The organism is Spirulina sp. CCY15215 (assembly GCF_016888125.1).
In the GTDB taxonomy this organism is placed as follows: domain Bacteria; phylum Cyanobacteriota; class Cyanobacteriia; order Cyanobacteriales; family Spirulinaceae; genus CCY15215.
Map to the genome: position 1 here is coordinate 17,586 of NZ_JACSWA010000426.1, position 21,166 is coordinate 38,751.

Here is a 21,166-nt window from a genome sequence, read left to right on the forward strand (position 1 = left end):
CCCGCATTAGTTCCCTATAATCCTAAGCCTGCTTTCAAAGAACCCTACAGCAGTACGTCCAACAATGCGACGATTGCGCCCTCGTTACCCCCTCTAAACCCACCGAGAGACAATCAACCCGTAGAAGCAGTTGTTCCCGAGGACAGCTTATTTCCTCCTCCTCCCGTCGAAGAAATTATGCCGGAAGGCGATCGCTAATGGGAAATTGATAATTGATAATTGATAATTGAAATGATTCGATTAGAGAACGTACATAAGGCTTATGGCAAGCGATTAGTCGTCAATCGCGTTAATATTAGTGTTGCTCAAGGGGAAATTGTTGGCTTGCTCGGACCCAATGGCGCAGGCAAAACAACCACATTTTATATTGCTGTCGGCTTGGTTAAACCAAAACAAGGGACGGTTTGGCTCGAGGATCGCAATATTACTCGCCTAACCCTCAATGAGCGATCGCATCTCGGTATTGGTTATCTCACCCAACAAGCCAGCATTTTTCGAGATTTGACAGTGTGGGAAAATATTCAATTGGTACTCGAGCAAGGCAATGTTCCCCCAGAAGAGCATCCCAAGCGCCTACAAGAACTTTTAAGTGAGTTTCGTCTCCATAAAGTTGCCCGCACCAAAGGCAATCAAGTATCGGGAGGAGAAAGACGACGCACGGAAATTGCCCGCGCTTTAGCAACGGGACGCAACGGACCGAAATTTTTGCTTTTAGATGAACCTTTTGCGGGAGTCGATCCGATCGCCGTGACGGAAATTCAAAACCTTGTGGCCGGATTGCGCGATCGTAATATGGGAATCTTAATCACCGATCATAACGTGCGGGAAACCCTAGCCATTACCGATCGCGCCTACATCATGCGAGAAGGAGAAATTTTAGCCGCCGGCACAGCCGAGGAATTATACGACAATCGTTTAGTGCGAGAATATTATCTCGGAGAACAGTTTAAACTGTAATTTGCAAGAAAATTCTAAAACACAATGGTCGCAGGCAAATCCAAGTTTTCGTTTTATCGACTCCTTCATATTTCCGTGATGGATCGCTACATTGTTGGCGCAATTTTACCGCCCTTTTTCTTCGGGTTGGGAATGTTTTCCGCCTTGGGTATTGCAGTGGGAATTCTCTTTGATTTAGTGCGGCGAGTCACAGAATATGGCTTACCCAATTCCATCGCCTTTAAAGTCGCTCTTTTTAGTGTCCCGCAATTTATTTTATATTCTTTTCCTATGTCCATGCTCCTCGCGGCCTTGATGACCTACGGACAGTTATCAAGCGATAGCGAAATCGTGGCCATGCGGAGTGTCGGTGCCAGTGTTTATCGGATTGTCGTCCCCGCTCTGGCCCTAAGTTTAGTCATTACTGGGGTAACATTTATTTTTAATGATTGGATCGTCCCTTCTGCCAATTATCAAGCAGCAATTACCCTGGAAAAAGCACTCAATCAAGATAAACCCCTCTTTCAAGATAAGAATATTTTTTATCCTGAATATGCGACGGTGAAAGATGACTTTGGGAATCCCGAGAAGATTTTAAAACGTTTATTTTATGCAGAACGCTTTGATGGCCAAGAAATGCAGGGATTGACGGTGTTAGATCGCTCCGAAGGTAACGTTAGTCAAATTGTAACTTCCGAGGCTGCCACTTGGAATTTTCGGGAAAATAAATGGGACTTTTTCAATGGGGTGATGTACTTCATGTCCCCCGATGGCTCCATCGATAATTTTCTCCGTTTTAAGCGTCAACAAATTCAATTACCGCGAACTCCTTTAGATTTAGCTTCTCGGGTGCGGGATAATACAGAACTGAGCATTGCTCAAGCGCGATCGCAAATGAAATTTTTTCAACAGGCTGGAGACGATCGCGCGGTTCGCAAGCTAAGAGTTCGCATTCAACAAAAATTTTCTCTACCTTTTGCCTGTTTGGTATTTGGCTTGGTGGGAGCGGCTTTGGGGGTTCTGCCTCGCAATACAAGTAAATCTACCAGTTTTGGTTTGAGCGTGATTGTTATTTTCTGCTATTACACCCTCTTTACAGTCACGGGACAAATGGGGGTTTTGGGTTCGCTTTCTCCCCTTGTCGCGGCTTGGTTAGCAAATATTGTTGGTTTAACCGTCGGAGGAATTTTACTGCTGCGATCGGCAAGTTAACTGTCCAAAGTAAGGTGAAACAAACTATTCACGATATTATGTACTTTTGTGGAATTAGGATACCAATTTTCAAGATAAAGTGTTAAGATGGCGATCGAGAATAAAGAGCGGTGATAGACTTTTGTTTCAGTATTGACGGTTTTTCGATCTAGTATTGACAGGCTTCTCTCCGAAATCTTGGCTCACTTCATAATTGTGAATAACATTCTAAACAAAGGACAACACAGGTCATGTCGATTTATGTAGGCAATCTTGCCTATGAGGTCACTCAAGAGGATCTCACTTCAGTTTTCACTGAATATGGAACTGTTCAGCGCGTCCATATTCCCACCGACCGAGAAACTTCTCGTCCTCGGGGCTTTGCTTTTGTAGAAATGGGATCGGAAGCGGAAGAAGACAAAGCCATTGAAGCCCTTGATGAGGCAGAATGGATGGGTCGCGAACTCAAAGTTAACAAAGCGCGTCCTCGCAAGGAAAATGGTGGTGGTAGTCGCGGCAGCTTTGGCGGTGGCGGCGGTGGCGGCGGTCGCAGAAACAATCGTTTCTAAAACCGTTAATTACATTCTACATTTTTTCCCTGCAAACTTTTTATGTGTTTGGGGGGAATTTTTTGTGTTGCTTAAACTGGAGTAATATAAATTTAGATCGCCGACTTGATGCGCGATCGCCTTTTATCTTTTCGCGAAAAAAAGAGTGATATATGAAAATAGCTTTAAAATCTGCCTTTATCACCACACTTTTAGCAACAACGCTTTTGGGGTGCGGACAGTCCCCAGAAAGTACGGATACAAAATCTTCAGAAAGTAAAACAACCGAGAAATTTGTCGCTATTACCCAAATTGTCGAACATCCTGCCCTTGATGCAACCCGAGAGGGAGTTAAAGATGAATTAGCAGAGGCAGGATTAAAGGAGGGAGAAAACTTAAAATGGGAGTGGGAAAGCGCTCAAGGTAATCCTAGCACTGCTGCACAAATTGCCAGTAAATTTGTTGGCGATCGCCCTGATGTTATTGTGGCGATCGCGACTCCTTCCGCACAAGCTATCATTTCTGCAACAAAAGAAATCCCTGTTATTTTCACTGCTGTTACCGATCCCATCGGAGCAAAGTTGGTGGAAAATCTGGAAAAACCTGGAGAATTAGTAACAGGAGTTACGGATCTTTCTCCCATTGGCGAACAATTGGATTTAATCAAGGAAATTACACCGGAAGTAAAGCGCGTTGGTGTACTTTATAGTGCCGGAGAATCCAATTCTGTGAGCTTGGTAGAATTGTTAAAAAAAGAAGCAATATCTCGCAATTTAGAAATTGTTGAAGCAACTGCCGCACAATCGAGTAATGTAGCCACAGCAGCACAGAGTTTAATCGGGAAAGTAGATGTTATTTATGTTCCCACGGATAATACTATTGTTTCAGCTTTAGAGGCAGCAATTCAAGTCGCGACGGAGAACAAAATTCCTCTTTATGCAGGAGATACGGATTCCGTCGAACGAGGTGCGATCGCGGCACTGAGTTTCAACTATTATGATGTGGGCAGACAAACAGGAAAAATTGTTCTTGAAGTCTTAGAAGGTAAAAAACCGGGGGATATTCCCGTACAATCTGTAGAGAAACTACAATTATTTGTCAATCTCAAAGCAGCAGAAGCAATGGGAGTAGAAATTCCTGAAAGCGTTAAATCTAGAGCAGAGAAGGTGATACAATAAAGAAAATCTTGCAAGTTACAGAATCTAACTTGCAAGATTTATTTAGAGTTTATTGGGTTATGTTGAGTTTATTGGGTTATGTTGAGTTTATCCGTTAGCATCTATGCAGTAAGCGAGTTCCTCTTGATATTCAGAGGCAAGCTCGTCTACGTCTTCCTCAGTAATACTATCGAGTTCCTCTCCAGTCATAATAGCATCAAACCAACAAGCACAAGCTAATTCGCCTATTCCTTCTGCATCGCATCTGTCTAGCATTGCGCCATCAATTTCAATGGTACTTTCTTCTGCCCGAAGCGGAGAAGAAGTTAATGCCATCGCGCCAATACTAAACAATAAAACTGCGGCAAACGAGGTGGAGACTTTAAGATACCTTTCCATGGATTTCTCTCTTTTTTTGAGAAAATAATTTGTTTGTAGTCGATCGCTCCAATACTTGCTAAATACTGGATTGATTTGGGTTTAGTATTCTAAGCATGGCACAAGAAAAAAAAATTCGCTGAAATTTAATTCAAATCATTTAAAATTCAAATCAGTTTATAGTATTTATAAAGTTCAGATGAATATAATTGCGTTTTTTGGTGCAATTGAATTAGGTTTGCTCTACGCTTTAGTGGGCATTGGCGTATATTTATCTTTCCGTGTATTAGACTTTCCCGACTTAACAGTTGATGGTAGTTTTCCGTTAGGAGGTGCGGTTGCTGCGACTTTAATTGCTAATGGGATCGATCCTTATTTAGCGACAGGAGTGGCAATTTTTGCGGGAGGAATAGCGGGTTTGATTACGGCATTTCTCAACGTGCAGTTTAAGATACTGCACCTTCTCGCCAGTATTTTAACGGCGATCGCGCTTTACTCAATTAATTTACGCATTATGGGCAAACCCAATGTTTCTTTATTGGGACAGTCTACCGCGATCGCCCCTCTAGAAGAACTCTTGAATTTTATGCCTAGTTGGGTTGCAACACCCCTTATTTTATTGATTTTAGTATTATTAATTAAATTCTGCCTCGATTATTTTCTCAACTCAGAATTAGGTTTAGCAATGCGGGCAACTGGAACAAATTCAACAATGGCAAAAGCCCAAGGAATTTATACCGATCGCCTAATTCTTTTAGGCATAGCAATGAGTAATGCTTTAGTGGCTTTTGCAGGCGCTTTATTTGCTCAATTATATGGATTTGCGGATGTGACAATGGGGGTAGGAACGATTATTTTTGGCTTGGCTGCGGTCATTATTGGCGAGAGATTGATTACTAATTCTAGCGTGCAATGGGCAACATTTAGCGCAATTTTAGGAGCAATTTCCTATCGCATTGCTGTTGCGTTTGCCTTTAATTTAGATTTCCTCGGTTTTCAAACCCAAGACTTAAATTTAGTAACAGCAATTTTAGTGGGAATTGCCCTAATTTCCCCCAAATCTTTGCCCAAAAAGTTATCCTCAAAATAGAAAAATGATTCAATTAGAAAAGATTCAAGTTAAATTTAATCCCGATACACCTTTAGAAACCATCGCCTTAAAAGCAATTGATTTAACAATTCCAGAAGGTCAATTTGTCACCGTTATTGGCAGTAATGGGGCAGGAAAATCAACTTTATTAAATGTACTGAGTGGGGATATTATTCCCCAACAAGGGAGAGTTTTAATTGGCGATCGCGATGTCACCCACTGGCAAACTGCAAGGCGATCGCAATGGGTTGCAAGGGTGTTTCAAAACCCTTTAGCAGGAAGTTGTCCCGATCTAAGCGTAGAGGAGAATTTAGCATTAGCTTATCGTCGAGGTAAAGAAAGACGCTTACAACCGGCTTTGAATCATCGCTTACGAGAAATGTTTCGGGAAAAATTGGCAAGTTTGGGACTGGGGTTAGAGAAAAGATTGCGCGATCGCATGGGACTCTTATCGGGAGGTCAGCGTCAAGCCGTTAGTTTACTCATGTCCACTTTATCATCTCATCAAATTCTTTTACTTGACGAACATACCGCCGCCCTCGACCCAAAAACAGCCGCTTATATTCTACAATTAACCCAGCAAATTGTGGCAGAAAGAAACCTAACAACATTAATGGTAACTCATAGTATGGGGCAAGCGTTGGAGTTGGGAACTCGCACTCTCATGTTACACGAAGGAGAGATTATTTTTGACATTCAAGATAAAGCGCGATCGGGTTTAAAAGTAGGCGATTTACTCGATCTATTTCAGCAGCAACAACAAGAAAATTTAGCGGATGATGCCCTACTTTTGGGATAAACTTTACTAAAAAAAGAGATTTTAGTTCTAAAACTTTTTCCCGCGATCGCGTCGTGGAGTTTGTATTACTTTTTCGGAGTCATAAATTTTTGATAAGCCGTCATCTAGCGTGAATATTTCGACTTCAAAATTTCGTCTAGGAATGGAAGCAGAAATTGCGTACCTGCTTTTTTTTCTTCTTCTATTTTGCGATCGATTCTTTCTTGATTCCATTCACTCTCTTTTGAATGTTTCCCCGGAATTTCCAGCCATTCACAGAGAATTGAGGTATCGATGATTAATATTTTTTGCTTCATTTTGTCTCTCTAAAGTCTTTGCAAGCTATTTTCTAATAAACTTTCTCGAACAATTTCGCCTAACGATCCTGAAGAAATTAATTTAGCTAAATTATCCATATCTTCTAGAGGGATAATTTGACTTTCTCCAGTTTCCATATTGCGATACACAATCATAATAAAGGGCAGAAAATCTGGGATTAATTCATCGAGTAATGCGGGATTATGAGTAGTTAATAAAACATCAATCTGGCGTTTTTTTCCAATATCTCGTAACATCTCTAGAAGTAATCCGGCACGAGAAGGATGTAAACCATTTTCTACTTCTTCAATTACAACCAAACTATGTGCAGGTAGAGTGAGCATTGCTGTTAAAAGCGCCAAAAATTTTAAGATTCCATCAGACATTACTCTTGGGTAAATTTGAAGAGGTGATGCCTTTTCATTCAAAGTTTCCTCACAGTACAATATGGCATCTTCACCCCACGATCCAACAATTTCTACCCATACTTTTTGAATGTTGAATTCAGGGATTTGAGCAAGATAACGGCATAATTCATTTTCCAGACTCAATTTTTGATATTCGGGTAATGCTGCTATTACACCTGCTATATTTGAAGCATCCCGTTCTAAGTTTGGGGAAAGTTTAGAATAGTTTCTCATTTTAGAGGGAATCGGATTAAAAACAAAAATCTTTCGCAAGCGATCGAAGGTTTTTACATGAGCAACTTGAGCATTCTGGAGAGAATCAAAACCAGAACATAAAACTTTTTTTTCTACATATAGTGGATAAGATGGTTGTTCTGTCCACAATCTTTCATAAGTTTCGAGATGTTCTTGTCTAATTTCATAATAACTTGCATCAGGTAATAAAGAATTTATTTCAATTGGTTCGAGATGTTCTCTACTTTTTTCTGTAATCAAATTTATAGACTCGTGTTTTAAAGATAAACCTTTGTTTGTATCAATTGTTAAACTGTAAAGATAATCGGAATCTTGGTCTCCATCAATAACAACTTTCAAACTAAATTCATGTTCCGATTTTCGAGTTGCCCATTCAGATCCGCCTCTAATTTCTGATGTATTGCCGTTACCATTGAGTGCAGTTTCAAATGTTTCCTTTCTAGCAATGCGACTCAAAAAATCGAAAGCATCAATAATATTCGATTTTCCACTGGCATTTTTACCGATCAAAACAGTTATCGGATCGATATATAAATCGGCTTTTCGGAAACTTTTCCAATTTTCTAGAGTTAGTTTTTTAATCATGATAACCTTATAGCTTTATAAATAATTAATTGGTACAACTGAGAAGTAAACCAGTGAGAAAAAAGGGTTTGCACACGATCGCGGCAATAGCCAATAATCAGTCCCGCAAACCCAAGAATATTCCCTGCTAAAATTTCGCGTTTAGTCCTTTCTCTCCGTCATAAATCTAAATCGCAGAATTCAGATTTTAATTCGCGTTCCATCAAGGCTTGAACCGCTTCTTGAGGGGTAATGCGACCCCGTAGAAGACGATGAACTTGACGAGAAATGGGAACAGGAATGCCTTCGCGATCGGCAAGTTTCATCAAAACATTAGTCGTATTAACCCCCTCTGCGGTACCCACCAAATTTTCTAAAATTTCCTCTAAAGTTTTACCTTGAGAAAGGCCGTAACCTACCTGATAGTTCCGGGAAAGAGGACTATCGCAAGTTGCGAGTAAATCGCCCAAACCCGATAACCCGAAAAATGTTTCGGGATCGGCACCCAAATGCGCCCCTACGCGAATCATTTCCGGTAAAGCCCGCGTTAGTAAAGCAGCTTTGGCATTGGTTCCTAATTGCAGTCCATCGCAGACTCCCGAGGCGATCGCCATGACATTTTTTAAAGTTCCTCCCAATTCTGTGCCAATGGGGTCGCCATTCACATAAACTCGAAAACTATCACAGGAAAACAATTCTTGCACGATTTCTGCCGCTTGTTCGTTTTGGCTGGCTACAACCGTTGCAGCCGGCAATTCTTTCATAATTTCCTTAGAAAGATTCGGCCCCGATAAGACAACAATGGGATGATTGGGAAAGGCTTCTTGCCATATTTGTGAGGGAGTACAAGTAGTCAGAGGATCTAAGCCTTTGGTGGAGGTAACAAAGATAATATCCTCGGGAATTTCTAATTTTTGCAACTGTTCGACTACCGATCGCACTCCTTTCATCGAGACGGCTGACAGAATGACTTTCGCCCCGGCGATCGCCTTGTCCAAAGGTTCGGAACTACTGCGGGACCACAACCGCACGCGGTGATTGCTGCGTTCTGATACTTTAGCGAGAGCCGTTCCCCACGCCCCCGAACCAATCACAGTTAAGCGAGTCGGAAGATCGGGAGAAAAAGAAAGAAAATCAACTTGGTCTTGAGTTTCTCGGTTAGTGAGGGTTTCCAAGGCAGCAGAGTTTGTAGTCGCTGGATTAGTCATATAATTCTTTGAAATTCAACAAAAACCGAACCTGAATAAATTGTCTTCTGGGTAGAAGGATTGACGAGAGTTGCCAACAACATTACGATTGAGGTTTGGGCGTTGAAGTTGAAGATTTCAAGATAGACATCAAGAGAGATATCTAGATCGATCCTTAAACTCGCAACACAATCTTATGGTAGCGAATCCTCTCAGATTATTAAATTTAATCCATGACTTATCGCAATCCCATCCCGACAGTTGATATCATTATCGAATTAACCGATCGCCGCGATCGCCCCATTATTCTCATTGAACGGCAAAACCCTCCTTATGGTTGGGCTATTCCTGGAGGTTTTGTAGACTATGGGGAAACGATGGAAACAGCAGCCTTTCGAGAAGCCAAAGAGGAAATTAGCCTCGAGGTGGAACTTCTCGAACAATTTTACGTTTATTCCCACCCCGATCGCGATCCCCGCAAACATACTATAAGTGTTGTCTTTTTAGCCACAGCAACGGGAGAACCCAAAGCAGCAGACGATGCCAAAAACCTAGCCCTTTTCTCTCAATGGGAAATTCCTACAAATCTCTGTTTCGATCACGCGCAAATCCTGAAAGATTATTGGTACTATCGTAACTATGGAATACGCCCTCGTTTGATTATACGCTCTTAAATATACCAAAAAGATAATGGTAACGAAGAAAACAATTTCCTAAAGCCAGATTAGGAATATATAATAAATATGGTGGATTTGGAGAATTGCCGGATTTAGTTGTTTCCTCAACGAAATAAGTAGAAGAACGATTTACCTTATTTACAAATATAATATAGAGAGAAACTAAAAATGGATTCCGTTACAGAAAAAGCCAACAATTTGTTGATTGTTGATGATACACCTGCTAATCTCCGTTTGCTGTCTACCATGCTAGGGGGAAAAGGATATAAAGTTCGCAGCGTAATGAATGGACAAATGGCTATTAAAGCGGCACAAGCCAAGCCTCCTGATTTAGTTTTATTGGATATTAATATGCCGCAAATGAATGGCTATGAAGTTTGTACGCACTTGAAGGAGGATGAGAGGACGCGAGACATTCCTGTGATTTTTTTAAGTGCTTTAGATGATGTTTTGGATAAAATTAAAGCCTTTACCGTTGGGGGAGTGGATTATATTACTAAACCTTTTCATTTGGAAGAAGTATTAATCCGCGTACAAAATCATATTGCCCTCAAAGAAGCTAAAAATGAAATTGCCCGCAAGTCAGAGGTTTTAGAAGCCTTTAGCAATAATCTCAAAGCGTTACATCGTTTGGATACAACGGAGTATCAAGATTTTACCGCACAATTTGCAGATTATCTCGCGACGGGGTGTAAAATTCTCGGATTTCCAACGGGTGTTATCAGTAAGATTGAAGGAGATATTTATACTATTAAAGCCGCGCGATCGCCTTGGGATTTTCTTCAGCAAGATCGAGAATTTGCTTTAAAAGATACTTTTTGTATCGCAACCGTTAAAAGTAAGTCAACTAGCGCTTATGATAATATTAGTCAAATTCCTGAATTAGTCGATCATCCTTATTATACAAATTATACTTTGCAATCTTATCTCGGTACGCCAATTTGGGTCAATGGCAAAATTTACGGAACCCTGAATTTTTCTTCCCAGGAAATTCGCGTCCAAAAATTTGAGGTACAAGAAAAAGAAATTATTGAATTAATGGCGCAAAGTTTAGGGAAAGCGATCGCGGCAGATCAAATTGAAAATCAACGTCGGGAAGCCGTGAAAGCCTTACAAATAGAGCAGCAAAAATCCGAGACTTTGCTTTTAAATATTCTCCCACAAAAGATTGCTAAACGTCTCAAACAGGCACCAGAATCTATTGCTGAACAGTTTGATGAAGCAACAATTTTATTTGCTGATATTGTCGGATTTACTCAATTATCTACTCTGGTTAAACCTTTGGAATTGGTAAGTTTTCTCAATCAAATCTTTTCCGCTTTCGATAAATTAGCGTTAGAATTAGGAGTCGAGAAGATCAAAACAGTAGGAGATGCTTATATGTTAGCGGGAGGACTCCCCGTTGTGCGAGAAAATCATGTGGAAGCGATCGCCGATGCTGCCTTAGCAATGCTGGAAAAAATTAAAAACTTTCACTTATCCTTAACAGAGTTTGAGGGAAAACGCGATCGCCAATTTGAGATTCGCATCGGCATTCATCTAGGATCGGTGGTTGCTGGAGTTTTAGGAACGAGCAAATTTTCTTACGATCTTTGGGGCGATACTGTTAATGTAGCCTCTCGCATGGAGTCTACAGGAGAACCTGGTAAAATTCAAGTAACCGAAATTGTTTATGAAAAACTCAAAGATCTTTATCTGCTGGAAAAAAGAGGATTGGTCGAAATTAAAGGCAAGGGAGAAATGGTAACATACTGGTTATTAGGAAAAAATGTTGATAATAAACAATAACGAATTATGTTTCTAAGTATTGTTATTCCGACTTATAATCGCCAACCAATTTTAGCAAAGTGCTTAAGGGCATTAGAGTCTCAAGACTTGAGGTTTAATGGTATAATTGAAGGTTATGAAATTATAGTTGTTGATGATGGTTCAACGGATGGAACATTAGATTGGTTGCAAGCAGAAAAAACAGAATTTCCTCATGTTATAACTCGTTCCCAAAATCATCAGGGTCCCGCAGCAGCCCGTAATTTAGGGGTAGAAGTCTCTCGAGGTGATATAATTATTTTTATTGATAGCGATCTAGTAGTTACGGAAAAATTCTTACAATCTCATGCCGATCGCCTATTACAAGGAGAAAAAGAATATAATAGCGATCGCATTTTTACTTATGGTTGGGTGATTAATACTTGCAATTTCACAAATCCGACTTCAGAACCCTATAAAATTACTGATTTTTCTGCGGCTTATTTTGCGACGGGAAATGTGGCGATCGCCAAAAAATGGCTACTTGAAGCAGGTTTATTTGACACTCGATTTCAACTCTACGGTTGGGAAGATTTAGAATTAGGAGTACGTTTGAAAAAATTAGGTTTAAAGTTGCTTAAATGTCCCGAAGCCGTCGGTTATCATTGGCATCCTGCTTTTAGTTTAAAACAAATTCCTAGCCTGATCGATCGAGAAATTCAACGGGGACGCATGGGAGTTTTATTCTATGAAAAACATCCAACTTGGGAAGTCCGAATGATGATCCAAATGACATGGATTCATCGAATTTTATGGGGAATTCTTTCTTTAGGAGGATTGCTAAATGAAAAAACATTGGCTCCCTTTTTACAATGGCTTATCGATCGCGGTAAGCCTCAATTGGCGTTAGAAGTTGCTCGAATTTTCCTCAACTGGTATAACGTACAAGGCGTATATTCTGCTTATAATGAAAAGTAAATTTAAAGGTTTTATCGTTACAAAATCTGAAGATAATCAATTTATTGGTAACGTTGTCGAACAAGATTTCAGCGCACTTCCCGATGGGGATATTTTGATTCGAGTGCATTATTCTTCATTAAATTATAAAGATGCCCTTTCAGCCAGAGGAAACCGAGGAATCACGCGCAAATTTCCCCATTCCAGGGACAGATAAAGCCTTATTAAAAGCACGTTGGGCTGGTGCGATCGATACTGTCGGAGGAAACATTTTAGGTACGATCGCCAAATCCTTGCAATATGGAGGAATTGTCACCACTTGCGGTTTAGTCGCTGGCGATCGCATTACGACAACTATTTATCCTTTTATTTTACGAGGTGTGAGTTTAATTGGCATCGATTCAGTGCAATGTCCCCTATCTCTGCGTTTATTGATATGGGAAAAACTGGCCTCAGAATGGAAACCAGAAGGATTAGCAGAAATGGCTACCGCGATCGGGCTTTCTCAACTTCCCGAATATATTACCAAGATTCTGCAAGGACAAATAACCGGGCGAATTATAGTCGATGTTGTAAACTTGCAACTTTGAGATGCACCCGTTTTCTTTACTTTTTCTTTGATTTTTTCAACCATCCAAATACATCTCCCACAGTTAATTTTAAATCCTGAATTAATTCTGGAACCGGTAAAATTTGCTCCTCTTCATCTAATAGTTGGGGTTGCTGTTGTGGAGGATAAATTAAAATGGAATGTGCAGAAGGATCGATTAACCATCCCATTTGACTGCCATAATTGAGAGCGTGTAAAATTTTTCCTGTAACTTTAGTTTGGCTTTGGTCTGGAGAAAGGACTTCTACGATCAAATCCGGTATATCATTAAAAATATTGGCAATCTCATCATTTTCATCGACCGGTATTTTATCCCAAGCAAAAACCGTTACATCTGGCACGATCGCACGTCCTCCAAAAACACATCGCAATTCAGGAAAGGCTTGAGCAATTTCTGATTCTTCTACGAATTGATTAATTGTTGTGACTAACTTCGCTTGAATTTTACTATGCTTTCCTTGAGGCATCGGTTTTTGCAAAATTTGACCATTAATATATTCACTGGCAGGTCGAGTTTCAGGAAGTTTGAGAAACTCCTCTATACTTATCTTTTTAATGAGTGTTTGTACCATCGCTATTCTCCAAATTTAGGGTGCATCTCAGTTAAAAAAACACAGCAAGTGGGCAAGATTACCCGCACGACAAACTCCCTAGAGTTCTAAAACTAAACATTAAATCGGAACAATAATACATCTCCTTCTTTAACAATATACTCTTTTCCTTCACTGCGAACCAATCCTTTTTCCTTGGCTGCATTCATCGAACCAAAAGTAACAAGATCGTGATAACTAACCGTTTCAGCCCGAATAAAACCCCGTTCAAAATCCGTGTGAATAACTCCGGCTGCTTGGGGTGCCGTCATGCCAGCAATAATAGTCCAAGCGCGAGTTTCTTGTTCTCCCGTCGTTAAATAGGTCCGCAAGCCTAACAGATCGTAAGTGGCTTGAATTAAAGACTTTAAACCTCCTTCTTCAACTCCCAAAGCCTCCAAAAAATCCTTGCTTTCTTCTTCAGATAACTCAACTAATTCCGATTCAACTTGAGCCGAAACAACGACTACCTTAGCATTTTCTTTTGCCGCTACCTGCTCAACTTCTTTAACCCAATCGTTACCCGTAGCCAAGTCATCCTCCGAAACATTGGTGGCATAAATAATCGGTTTTAATGTTAATAAACCCAATTGTTTAATCAGTTCGCATTCCTCCTCAGTTAACCCGATTTGACGCGCCATTTTGCCAGCATCGAGGGCAGTTTGTAACTTTTCTAAAATCGTTAATTCTTCCTTCGCATCTTTATTCGTCTTTGCTTGTTTTCTCACGCGATCGATGCGTTTTTCAACCTGTGATAAATCTGATAATGCCAATTCTAAATCAATAGTTTCAATATCTCGCACCGGATCCACAGAACCCGCAATGTGAATAATATCTTCATTCTCAAAACAGCGTACCACATGAACGATCGCGTCAACTTCGCGAATATTGGCTAAAAATTGATTACCCAAACCTTCCCCTTTACTAGCCCCTTTCACCAACCCAGCAATATCGACAAACTCCATGCGAGTCGGTACAATTTGTTTCGACTTAGAAAGTTTTGCCAAAACCTTTAAACGCTCATCTGGAACCGCGACAACCCCTACATTGGGTTCAATGGTACAAAAGGGAAAATTTGCCGCATCTGCCTTAGCATTGGCAACGAGGGCATTAAATAGAGTTGATTTGCCTACATTGGGCAATCCGACAATTCCGGCTCTGAGCATAGGTGCGATCGCTAAAATAATATACCAATCTTCTATGATAACAGATTTCCATCTCAGAATTCCACTGGGTACCAGAAATTTTGAGTCGTCGGTCAATCTGTTTAACAGTAGATTCAAGTAGTTCTTTTGTTCAGCAGCTTTGACCTGCTACCCTTTTGCAATCTCCATTCTTACCGATTGTAAAAGGATCGGGTAAGATAGAAGATAAACCCATATTAATCAGTTTCCTTACCAAAATAGTAACAATGATAGATACACTACTTGACAAAATTGGGGATTGGAATCCGCAACTCTTACGAGAATTAAAAGGCCGATTGACACCGAAGAACATCATCATTTCTATAGGGATTTCTGCCATCGCGCAAATTTTATTATTCTATCTACATCTTGAAAGTAATTCTGATTTTCATGTCAGTGCTTTGTACCTGTTTATTACCTTAAGTATTGTTGGCATAATTAGCTTATTGGTCGTGGGAAGCTATTTACTGATTGAGGACTTATATCGAGAAGAAAAACAAGGAACTCTTAACTTTGTCCGCTTGAGTCCTCAAACCAGCAAAAGTATTTTACTGGGTAAACTTATTGGTGTTCCCATCTTGGTTTATTTGGCATTTTTCTTTGTGTTTCCCTTGCATTTTGGCTTAGGAATTTATACAGGAATACCTATACATCTTATCTTGGTTTTTTATAGTATTGTTGCTGTTAATTGTTTCTTGTTTTATAGCGCCGCTTTACTACTTGCTTTGGTTCAAGGTGAGATAAAATACTCCCCTGCATTTTTAGGAAGTATTTTGATGTTTGGCTTTTCGTTCATCTTTGCTCTAAAATTCTTATATGATACGAAGCCTTTACCCATTAGTGCTTTCAATTGGTTTGCTTTATTTTATCCAGGCTATATCCTGCCTTATTTAGTCAATCAAACACCCTATTCTTTCAGTCTTTTTGATGGTTTAAGTAACAACTATTTCTCAAATTTAACTTGGTTTGGTGTGTCTTTTTGGAGTAATCCAATAACGGCTTGTCTGTTTACTTTGATTAGCTACAGTTTGGTGATATCTTGGTTATGGCATGGACTCGATCGCCGCTTCCACAATCGCAGTATTTCTCCTTTAAGTAAAACACAGAGTTACTGGTTGAGTGGTAGCATTATTGTCATTTTGATTGGATTTTCTATCCCAAACCCTATAGATAGGGAGAATGGGTTGAAGTATTTGTTTGAAAATTTTTCAGCTATTTTAATTCTCCAATTCTGTCTATTCTGTGGATTAATGGGTGCTTTGAGTCCCCATCGCAAAACTCTACAAAATTGGTCGCGCTATCATCATCAAAAAACCAAGAAAAATTTACTTTGGGATTTAATTTGGGGAGAAGAAAGCCCCGCAACTCTGGCGATCGCGTTAAATTTGCTTTTGACTTCTACGATTTTCCTCATTACAATTTTTATCTTGCCTTTCGGTGAATATTATCGTCTGCAGCTTATAATTTCCGTGTTGATAAGTAGTGGCATTATTTTACTCTATAGCAGTCTTGTCCAATGGATATTACTGCAAAAATTCAAACATCGGGTAGTTGTGGCGATCGCCACGGTAACAGTTTTATGCTCTATCCCTGCATTATCGATAATCTCTATTTTACCAGAATTGTTTGTTCTAGAATCTGGTAAAACTTTATTATCTATTGTTGGTCAAAGTATTGCGATCGCGCTAATTAATCTACAAATAGCGCGACAATTACGCCATTTAGGAAAATCTGAGATGCAAGAACTACTATCAGAAAATTCTCGATCGAAGCAGTATTTATCTGGTATTGGTTAGAAAGACTAGAAAGAAAAGATATATGGTTAAGTGTAGCCTTAAACTACACTATACTCGCGATCGCCACACCCTAAATGTATATTATAAATATTGGCGATCGCGCTAAAGGGGTAAAATTAGAAACATTAATTAAAGCGAATTTTACTTTCGCTTTGACTTAAATGGGAAGTATCTCCTTCTAACTCCACAATCCATTTTTCAGAATCTTTAACAACCTTAAATAAACAACACAAAGGAACTCTAAAATCAGGACATTCCGGTACTAATCCTCGAATTGTTCCTAATACTGATGAACCATGACCAACTAATAAAATATCCTCAGAGAATTCTGAGACTAATTGTTGCACGGTGCGAGCAGTTCTGTCCATAACTTCTGCTTCATTTTCGGGAAATTCTGGAATGACTCGAGATTGGTAACGCAGATCGATTCTAGGATATTGTTGTGCTAATTCTTCTCGAGATAATATCTCAGGCATTTTTGACATCCAATCAGGATTTAACCACTCACCCAGTCCCGCTTCTAATTTAATCGGTAAATCGAGAAAATAGGCGATTTCATTGGCTGTTTGTACTGTGCGAAGAAAGGGAGAGGCAAAAATATGCACAATTTTCTCTAATTGTAAGCGTTTCCCTAACTCTTTTGCTTGTATGAATCCATCTTCTGATAAAGGGGGATCGTAGCGATGTTCTGCTGTTTCAAACCACTCAGGGTTAACAAAATCAAAACGGTTTGCGTGTCTTGCTATCCAAATAGTTTGTGTCATTTTTTCTCTTTTACCAAGTCTTAACGATTTGTTGCAATTCTACTATATCTAAATAATCCCAAGCAAAGGCTTTTCGTAAAAGATGATCAGGAATAAATTTATCATATTTTTGTCGCTGAGGGGAATCGATAAACGCAGTAATATCTTCTGAGGTCAAGTTTTGTTGACATAAATTTACAATTGTTTCCTGAATCGCGATCGCCTCAGTTTTCTCTCCTGATGTCAATAGTAAATAATAAGGAGATAAAGATTTCCTAATTTTTAGGTTCATAAAGTCCCCCATTACAAAGTATATCCATTTTTCCAAAGTATTAAAAGTTTTTGTTCCCATCCAAGGAAAAATGCAATAAAGATTGCGATCGAGAGGATGAATAATTTCGCGATCGAGATCGTAGCGTCGCGCTAAATTTCGCGCTTCAGTCAATCTTGTTTTTGCACCTGGTAATAAATAAGGATAATCATGTTCTGCAAATAAAATTGTTCTCATTTTCTGCAATATTTTCGTGTGAATTTTTCCCATACCGCAACCGCGCCAAGCAATATTAGCGATACCAGAAACAGGTTTAACCCAAATATTTCTTTTGCCATAATCGACATCAATAACTTGCCATGTTCTCCCGGCCAGAGAAAATTGTTTCCCAAGAGGAGGAGGTGTAAAAATACTGCCAATTTCTCCTGCTTCTCCTCGGACAACGTATTCCATCGGTGCATCAAAAACTGCATAAAATTGAAAGTTACGCACGATTTTTTCGCCGATTAATCCTAAAATTAAAGTGTTATTTTCTGTGACTTCAAGATGTTCTAAATTTTCCCAGTAATTTAAAAGTTGTTGAAAATCTCTCGGGGAGACATCCTGAAAAGCGGGTAAACTTAGCACTTTATTAGCAAGTTCTTGATGCGATCGCTCTCCACAAGAAGCTAAAATACTCAGAGTTTGATGATATAATAAACTATAAGAGTATTTTGGCAATTGAATGGGTTCGAGCCAGCGATCTTCGAGATAAAGTTGAATAATTGCGATAGTTTGTAACAGTTGCCAAGGAATTAAATCTGGTAAAAATTCATCCCCCAATTGTTCTTTTTCCGAACAAATAAAGCGCATATCGGCGGGCATTTCTCGCCGTCCCGTGCGTCCCAATCTTTGTAAGAAACTGGAAACAGATAGAGGCGAATTTAATTGGATAACTCGTTCCAGTTGACCGAGATCGATGCCTAATTCTAACGTTAAAGTTGCCGCAGTTACCGCATAAGTATCCGATCGCATCGCCGTTTCTGCATCTTCTCGTAGGGAAGCGGAAATACTGCCGTGATGAACGTGGTAAATATCCGGTGCATTCTGCGATCGCGCTAAAGATCGCAAGTTAGCAATAACAGATTCAGTATCGGTACGACTATTGGCAAAAATCAAGGATTTGCTGTTTTTTGTAATCTCAAATAGATAGCGATAATAAGGATCTGTGGGTTCAATTTCAGAAGCGAGAGGAAAGTGTTCTACCGCTAAACGAACCTTGCGAGAATCATCTGCAATTTCAGGGGCGATCGCGGCTAAATTTGTTCCCATTTGTAACCATCTTTTGGCTATTTTATAATCTCCCAAGGTGGCAGATAAGCCAATACGACGAGGAACTTTATTAATAATGCGAGAAAGGCGAACAAGTTGGCATAAAATTTGATAGCCTCTTTCTGAATCCATAAAAGAATGAATTTCATCAATAACGACGAAACGCAAATCGCCAAAGAGTCGAGAAATTGTAGAATAATGATTGATTAATAAACTTTCCAGAGACTCCGGTGTAATTTGCAGAATACCAGAAGGAGATGCAAGGAGTTTTCGCTTGCGACTTGATGGTATATCCCCATGCCAAGCAAAAACGCGGGTATGACTTTGCACTAGAAGATCGTTCAGACGTTCAAATTGATCGTTAATGAGGGCTTTAATGGGACTAATGTAAAGAACTCCAATTGTTTTTGGAGGCTCTTCGTCAAGAAGCGTTAGAATTGGTAAAAATGCGGCTTCGGTTTTACCCGATGCTGTGCCAGTAGCAAGCAAGAGATGAGCATTCGTTTCAAAAATAATCTGACAGGCAGCAATTTGTACATCCCGCAATTGTTGCCAACCCTGATTGTAAATATATTCTTGAATAAAAGGGGACAGGCGATCGAAAGTTTTTTGCGGTATCGTTTTTTGAGACATAATCAACTTCAAAGTTTAAACTTAAGCATTTTAATTAATCTTTACCAAGTTCTCATAACTTTATGATTGCCTTAATACTCGTTGTTATTATTGTCCTGATTGGTTCAGCATTTTGCTCTTTGACAGAAACTGCAATTCTATCTGTTTCCCCGATTAAAGTTCGACAACTCGGACAGTCAAAAAAGCGATCGGAATTGGCACTTTTTGCTATTCGCACTCGTGTGCATCGTTCAATTGCGACTATTGTTATTCTCAACAATATTTTTAATATTGTCGGAAGTATTTTGATTGGTAGTATTGCTACAACGGTTTTTGGTGATGCTTGGCTGGGAATATTTTCTGCTTTTTTAACCTTACTCATTATCATGTTTGGGGAAATTATTCCTAAAACGGTAGGAGAGCGTAATGCTTTCCTGATCGCGCTATGGGTTGCTATTCCAGTAACAGGATTAGTTTTTATTCTAGCACCTCTCGTCTGGTTTATCGAACGGGCAACTTCGCCTTTTCTGCAAGGTAAAAAGAAACCAACAACTAATGAGGCAGAAATTAAGTTTTTAGCGAGAATAGGACATCAAGAAGGCATTATTGAGGACGACGAAGCAGACATGATCCAGCGCGTTTTTCGCTTAAACGATCTTCTGGCTCACGAAATTATGACCCCGCGAACAGTGATGACTTATTTGCGAGGAAATTCAACCTTAGAAGAAGCTAAAGATGATATTGTGCGATCGCAGCACAGTCGTATTGTTGTGATTAATGAAACAATTGATGAAGTTGTTGGTTTAGCCTTAAAAAATGAATTATTAGTTGCACTTTTAGAAGGCAAAAAAGAGAGATCGATCGCCAGTTTAACTCGCAAGGCTTTCTTTGTTGCTGAAACCATGAAATCCGATAAATTATTACAAGAATTTCAGAAAAAACACGAACATCTATTTGTGGTTGCTGATGAATATGGCGGCGTTTCAGGGGTGGTCACTCTTGAAGATGTCCTCGAAGTTTTAACGGGAGAAATTGTCGATGAAACCGATCGCACTACAGACTTGCAAGAAATTGCCCGTAAGCGTCGCAAGCGTATTTTAGGAGAAAGTTGAGTATTTGTTATGAGTTGAGTAGGGTGCATCTCAAAGTTGCAAATTTACAAAGAATTAGGAATAGATGCCGACTCTTTTTCCTAAAACTCAGACAAACAAATTCACCAAACCCTCTACAAAGCGATCGCGTTCCATAGGTAAGATAGTTTTCCCTCCTAAAACTTCTTGTAGTAGGACAAAATAAATAATTGCCCCGATAAAAGATCGCGCTAAAACTTCTGCATCTTTCCCCGCAAATTCAGCATGGGAAGCAAAATATTGACTCAAGGTTTCTAAGATAGGTTTAGCTAAATTTTCGATATAAGGATGGGACAATTCTGGAAATCTCCCAGACTCGGCAATGATCGTTCGTAAAAAGGCTTGCATTTGCTGATCTTGCCCGGCGTTTTCTAATACTTTAGTAGCGAGGAGATGCAAAAATACTTTGGGTTCTTGTTGTAATATTTTATCATTGAAGGGATTAAAAACAGTACGATATTTTTCTTCTGCCAATCGTTTCACTAAGGCAACAAATAAGCTCTCTTTATCCTGAAAATAGCGATAAACTGTTGCTTTGGAAACTCCCGCCGTCGCCGCTACACCGTCCATATTCGTCGCGGCATAGCCGTGGGTCAAAAACTCGGTCATTGCGCCTTCTAGGATGGCTGTGGCTTTCTCTGTGGACTTTTGGCGACCTGGGGAGTTGGTTTCTTTGGGGGACATCTCTTGACTTTATTGGGCTGAGTGGTTTAATCTTAAAACAGATAAA

The 21,166-nt window shown here is 39.7% G+C and carries 20 protein-coding genes and 1 pseudogene; 12 read left to right on the forward strand and 9 right to left on the reverse strand.

All coding sequences use genetic code 11. The annotated features are described in order from the left end of the window. The first annotated feature begins 231 nt into the window (after positions 1-231). The 4 genes from lptB (at position 232) to JUI58_RS12550 (ending at position 3,853) form a co-directional block, all read left to right on the forward strand. The gene (gene lptB, locus JUI58_RS12535; protein WP_204104128.1) at positions 232-957 is read left to right on the forward strand and encodes an LPS export ABC transporter ATP-binding protein; all 726 of its coding nucleotides are present in this window, start codon (positions 232-234) and stop codon (positions 955-957) included. A 24-nt stretch (positions 958-981) separates the two neighbouring features. Beyond that, entirely contained in the window at positions 982-2,148 is a 1,167-nt protein-coding gene (locus tag JUI58_RS12540; protein WP_204104129.1) for an LptF/LptG family permease, read from the forward strand. 230 nt (positions 2,149-2,378) lie between these two features. Continuing rightward, complete coding sequence (locus tag JUI58_RS12545) at positions 2,379-2,696, forward strand: RNA-binding protein (protein WP_204104130.1); 318 nt, start codon at positions 2,379-2,381, stop codon at positions 2,694-2,696. Positions 2,697-2,848: 152 nt separating this feature from the next. Further along, entirely contained in the window at positions 2,849-3,853 is a 1,005-nt protein-coding gene (locus JUI58_RS12550) for an ABC transporter substrate-binding protein (RefSeq protein WP_204104131.1), read from the forward strand. Between the two features lie 87 nt (positions 3,854-3,940). Here JUI58_RS12550 and JUI58_RS12555 read toward each other — a convergent pair whose 3' ends face one another. Continuing rightward, entirely contained in the window at positions 3,941-4,231 is a 291-nt protein-coding gene (locus tag JUI58_RS12555) for a hypothetical protein (RefSeq protein ID WP_204104132.1), read from the reverse strand. A 178-nt stretch (positions 4,232-4,409) separates the two neighbouring features. On the opposite strand from JUI58_RS12555, the gene JUI58_RS12560 reads away from it, so the two are divergent. After that, complete coding sequence (locus tag JUI58_RS12560) at positions 4,410-5,300, forward strand: ABC transporter permease (protein ID WP_204104133.1); 891 nt, start codon at positions 4,410-4,412, stop codon at positions 5,298-5,300. Between the two features lie 4 nt (positions 5,301-5,304). Further along, a complete protein-coding gene (locus JUI58_RS12565) occupies positions 5,305-6,099 on the forward strand; it encodes an ABC transporter ATP-binding protein (protein ID WP_204104134.1) in 795 nt (264 codons plus the stop codon). A gap of 104 nt (positions 6,100-6,203) precedes the next feature. Here JUI58_RS12565 and JUI58_RS12570 read toward each other — a convergent pair whose 3' ends face one another. The 3 genes from JUI58_RS12570 to JUI58_RS12580 all read right to left on the reverse strand — a co-directional run bounded on the left by JUI58_RS12570 (position 6,204) and on the right by JUI58_RS12580 (position 8,830). After that, on the reverse strand, positions 6,204-6,395 hold the full coding sequence (locus JUI58_RS12570; RefSeq protein WP_204104135.1) for a hypothetical protein: 192 nt from the start codon (positions 6,393-6,395) through the stop codon (positions 6,204-6,206). 9 nt (positions 6,396-6,404) lie between these two features. Then, positions 6,405-7,643, reverse strand: coding sequence for an ATP-binding protein (locus JUI58_RS12575; protein WP_204104136.1), 1,239 nt, complete (start codon positions 7,641-7,643; stop codon positions 6,405-6,407). Between the two features lie 158 nt (positions 7,644-7,801). Further along, positions 7,802-8,830, reverse strand: a complete 1,029-nt coding sequence (locus tag JUI58_RS12580; RefSeq protein ID WP_204104137.1) for an NAD(P)H-dependent glycerol-3-phosphate dehydrogenase — start codon at positions 8,828-8,830, stop codon at positions 7,802-7,804. Positions 8,831-9,042: 212 nt separating this feature from the next. On the opposite strand from JUI58_RS12580, the gene JUI58_RS12585 reads away from it, so the two are divergent. The 4 genes and pseudogenes from JUI58_RS12585 (at position 9,043) to JUI58_RS12600 (ending at position 12,779) form a co-directional block, all read left to right on the forward strand. After that, positions 9,043-9,483 (forward strand): NUDIX hydrolase, encoded by a 441-nt coding sequence (locus JUI58_RS12585; RefSeq protein WP_204104138.1) that lies wholly within the window; start codon positions 9,043-9,045, stop codon positions 9,481-9,483. A 171-nt stretch (positions 9,484-9,654) separates the two neighbouring features. Continuing rightward, a complete protein-coding gene (locus JUI58_RS12590; protein WP_204104139.1) occupies positions 9,655-11,274 on the forward strand; it encodes an adenylate/guanylate cyclase domain-containing protein in 1,620 nt (539 codons plus the stop codon). Between the two features lie 6 nt (positions 11,275-11,280). Then, entirely contained in the window at positions 11,281-12,210 is a 930-nt protein-coding gene (locus JUI58_RS12595; RefSeq protein ID WP_204104140.1) for a glycosyltransferase family 2 protein, read from the forward strand. Continuing rightward, a pseudogene (locus JUI58_RS12600) lies at positions 12,197-12,779 on the forward strand (hypothetical protein). Before JUI58_RS12595 ends, JUI58_RS12600 begins: the two are co-directional and overlap by 14 nt. Positions 12,780-12,795: 16 nt before the next feature. Here JUI58_RS12600 and JUI58_RS12605 read toward each other — a convergent pair. Both JUI58_RS12605 and ychF read right to left on the reverse strand, forming a co-directional pair. Continuing rightward, on the reverse strand, positions 12,796-13,371 hold the full coding sequence (locus tag JUI58_RS12605) for a Uma2 family endonuclease (protein WP_204104142.1): 576 nt from the start codon (positions 13,369-13,371) through the stop codon (positions 12,796-12,798). A 92-nt stretch (positions 13,372-13,463) separates the two neighbouring features. Then, positions 13,464-14,555: a redox-regulated ATPase YchF gene (gene ychF / locus JUI58_RS12610; protein WP_204104156.1), complete on the reverse strand. Its 1,092-nt coding sequence runs from the start codon at positions 14,553-14,555 to the stop codon at positions 13,464-13,466. A 245-nt stretch (positions 14,556-14,800) separates the two neighbouring features. On the opposite strand from ychF, the gene JUI58_RS12615 reads away from it, so the two are divergent. Further along, positions 14,801-16,369, forward strand: a complete 1,569-nt coding sequence (locus JUI58_RS12615) for a hypothetical protein (RefSeq protein WP_204104143.1) — start codon at positions 14,801-14,803, stop codon at positions 16,367-16,369. Positions 16,370-16,494: 125 nt separating this feature from the next. Here the strand turns inward: JUI58_RS12615 and JUI58_RS12620 are convergent, their stop codons facing one another. Both JUI58_RS12620 and JUI58_RS12625 read right to left on the reverse strand, forming a co-directional pair. After that, positions 16,495-17,133: a histidine phosphatase family protein gene (locus tag JUI58_RS12620; RefSeq protein ID WP_204104144.1), complete on the reverse strand. Its 639-nt coding sequence runs from the start codon at positions 17,131-17,133 to the stop codon at positions 16,495-16,497. A gap of 10 nt (positions 17,134-17,143) precedes the next feature. After that, on the reverse strand, positions 17,144-19,327 hold the full coding sequence (locus JUI58_RS12625; RefSeq protein WP_204104145.1) for a DEAD/DEAH box helicase: 2,184 nt from the start codon (positions 19,325-19,327) through the stop codon (positions 17,144-17,146). A 62-nt stretch (positions 19,328-19,389) separates the two neighbouring features. Here JUI58_RS12625 and JUI58_RS12630 point away from each other — a divergent pair, with 62 nt between their 5' ends. Continuing rightward, the gene (locus JUI58_RS12630; RefSeq protein ID WP_204104146.1) at positions 19,390-20,418 is read left to right on the forward strand and encodes a hemolysin family protein; all 1,029 of its coding nucleotides are present in this window, start codon (positions 19,390-19,392) and stop codon (positions 20,416-20,418) included. Between the two features lie 87 nt (positions 20,419-20,505). Here JUI58_RS12630 and JUI58_RS12635 read toward each other — a convergent pair whose 3' ends face one another. Then, positions 20,506-21,120: a TetR/AcrR family transcriptional regulator gene (locus JUI58_RS12635; RefSeq protein WP_204104147.1), complete on the reverse strand. Its 615-nt coding sequence runs from the start codon at positions 21,118-21,120 to the stop codon at positions 20,506-20,508. Between the last annotated feature and the right edge of the window lie 46 nt (positions 21,121-21,166).

What these genes read in the sequence shown, in the direction of transcription:
- lptB (WP_204104128.1), top strand. Translation starts at nt 232, where the DNA reads ATGATTCGATTAGAGAACGTACATAAGGCTTATGGCAAGCGATTAGTC.
- JUI58_RS12540 (WP_204104129.1), top strand. Translation starts at nt 982, where the DNA reads ATGGTCGCAGGCAAATCCAAGTTTTCGTTTTATCGACTCCTTCATATT.
- JUI58_RS12545 (WP_204104130.1), top strand. Translation starts at nt 2,379, where the DNA reads ATGTCGATTTATGTAGGCAATCTTGCCTATGAGGTCACTCAAGAGGAT.
- JUI58_RS12550 (WP_204104131.1), top strand. Translation starts at nt 2,849, where the DNA reads ATGAAAATAGCTTTAAAATCTGCCTTTATCACCACACTTTTAGCAACA.
- JUI58_RS12555 (WP_204104132.1), bottom strand. Translation starts at nt 4,231, where the DNA reads ATGGAAAGGTATCTTAAAGTCTCCACCTCGTTTGCCGCAGTTTTATTG.
- JUI58_RS12560 (WP_204104133.1), top strand. Translation starts at nt 4,410, where the DNA reads ATGAATATAATTGCGTTTTTTGGTGCAATTGAATTAGGTTTGCTCTAC.
- JUI58_RS12565 (WP_204104134.1), top strand. Translation starts at nt 5,305, where the DNA reads ATGATTCAATTAGAAAAGATTCAAGTTAAATTTAATCCCGATACACCT.
- JUI58_RS12570 (WP_204104135.1), bottom strand. Translation starts at nt 6,395, where the DNA reads ATGAAGCAAAAAATATTAATCATCGATACCTCAATTCTCTGTGAATGG.
- JUI58_RS12575 (WP_204104136.1), bottom strand. Translation starts at nt 7,643, where the DNA reads ATGATTAAAAAACTAACTCTAGAAAATTGGAAAAGTTTCCGAAAAGCC.
- JUI58_RS12580 (WP_204104137.1), bottom strand. Translation starts at nt 8,830, where the DNA reads ATGACTAATCCAGCGACTACAAACTCTGCTGCCTTGGAAACCCTCACT.
- JUI58_RS12585 (WP_204104138.1), top strand. Translation starts at nt 9,043, where the DNA reads ATGACTTATCGCAATCCCATCCCGACAGTTGATATCATTATCGAATTA.
- JUI58_RS12590 (WP_204104139.1), top strand. Translation starts at nt 9,655, where the DNA reads ATGGATTCCGTTACAGAAAAAGCCAACAATTTGTTGATTGTTGATGAT.
- JUI58_RS12595 (WP_204104140.1), top strand. Translation starts at nt 11,281, where the DNA reads ATGTTTCTAAGTATTGTTATTCCGACTTATAATCGCCAACCAATTTTA.
- JUI58_RS12605 (WP_204104142.1), bottom strand. Translation starts at nt 13,371, where the DNA reads ATGGTACAAACACTCATTAAAAAGATAAGTATAGAGGAGTTTCTCAAA.
- ychF (WP_204104156.1), bottom strand. Translation starts at nt 14,555, where the DNA reads ATGCTCAGAGCCGGAATTGTCGGATTGCCCAATGTAGGCAAATCAACT.
- JUI58_RS12615 (WP_204104143.1), top strand. Translation starts at nt 14,801, where the DNA reads ATGATAGATACACTACTTGACAAAATTGGGGATTGGAATCCGCAACTC.
- JUI58_RS12620 (WP_204104144.1), bottom strand. Translation starts at nt 17,133, where the DNA reads ATGACACAAACTATTTGGATAGCAAGACACGCAAACCGTTTTGATTTT.
- JUI58_RS12625 (WP_204104145.1), bottom strand. Translation starts at nt 19,327, where the DNA reads ATGTCTCAAAAAACGATACCGCAAAAAACTTTCGATCGCCTGTCCCCT.
- JUI58_RS12630 (WP_204104146.1), top strand. Translation starts at nt 19,390, where the DNA reads ATGATTGCCTTAATACTCGTTGTTATTATTGTCCTGATTGGTTCAGCA.
- JUI58_RS12635 (WP_204104147.1), bottom strand. Translation starts at nt 21,120, where the DNA reads ATGTCCCCCAAAGAAACCAACTCCCCAGGTCGCCAAAAGTCCACAGAG.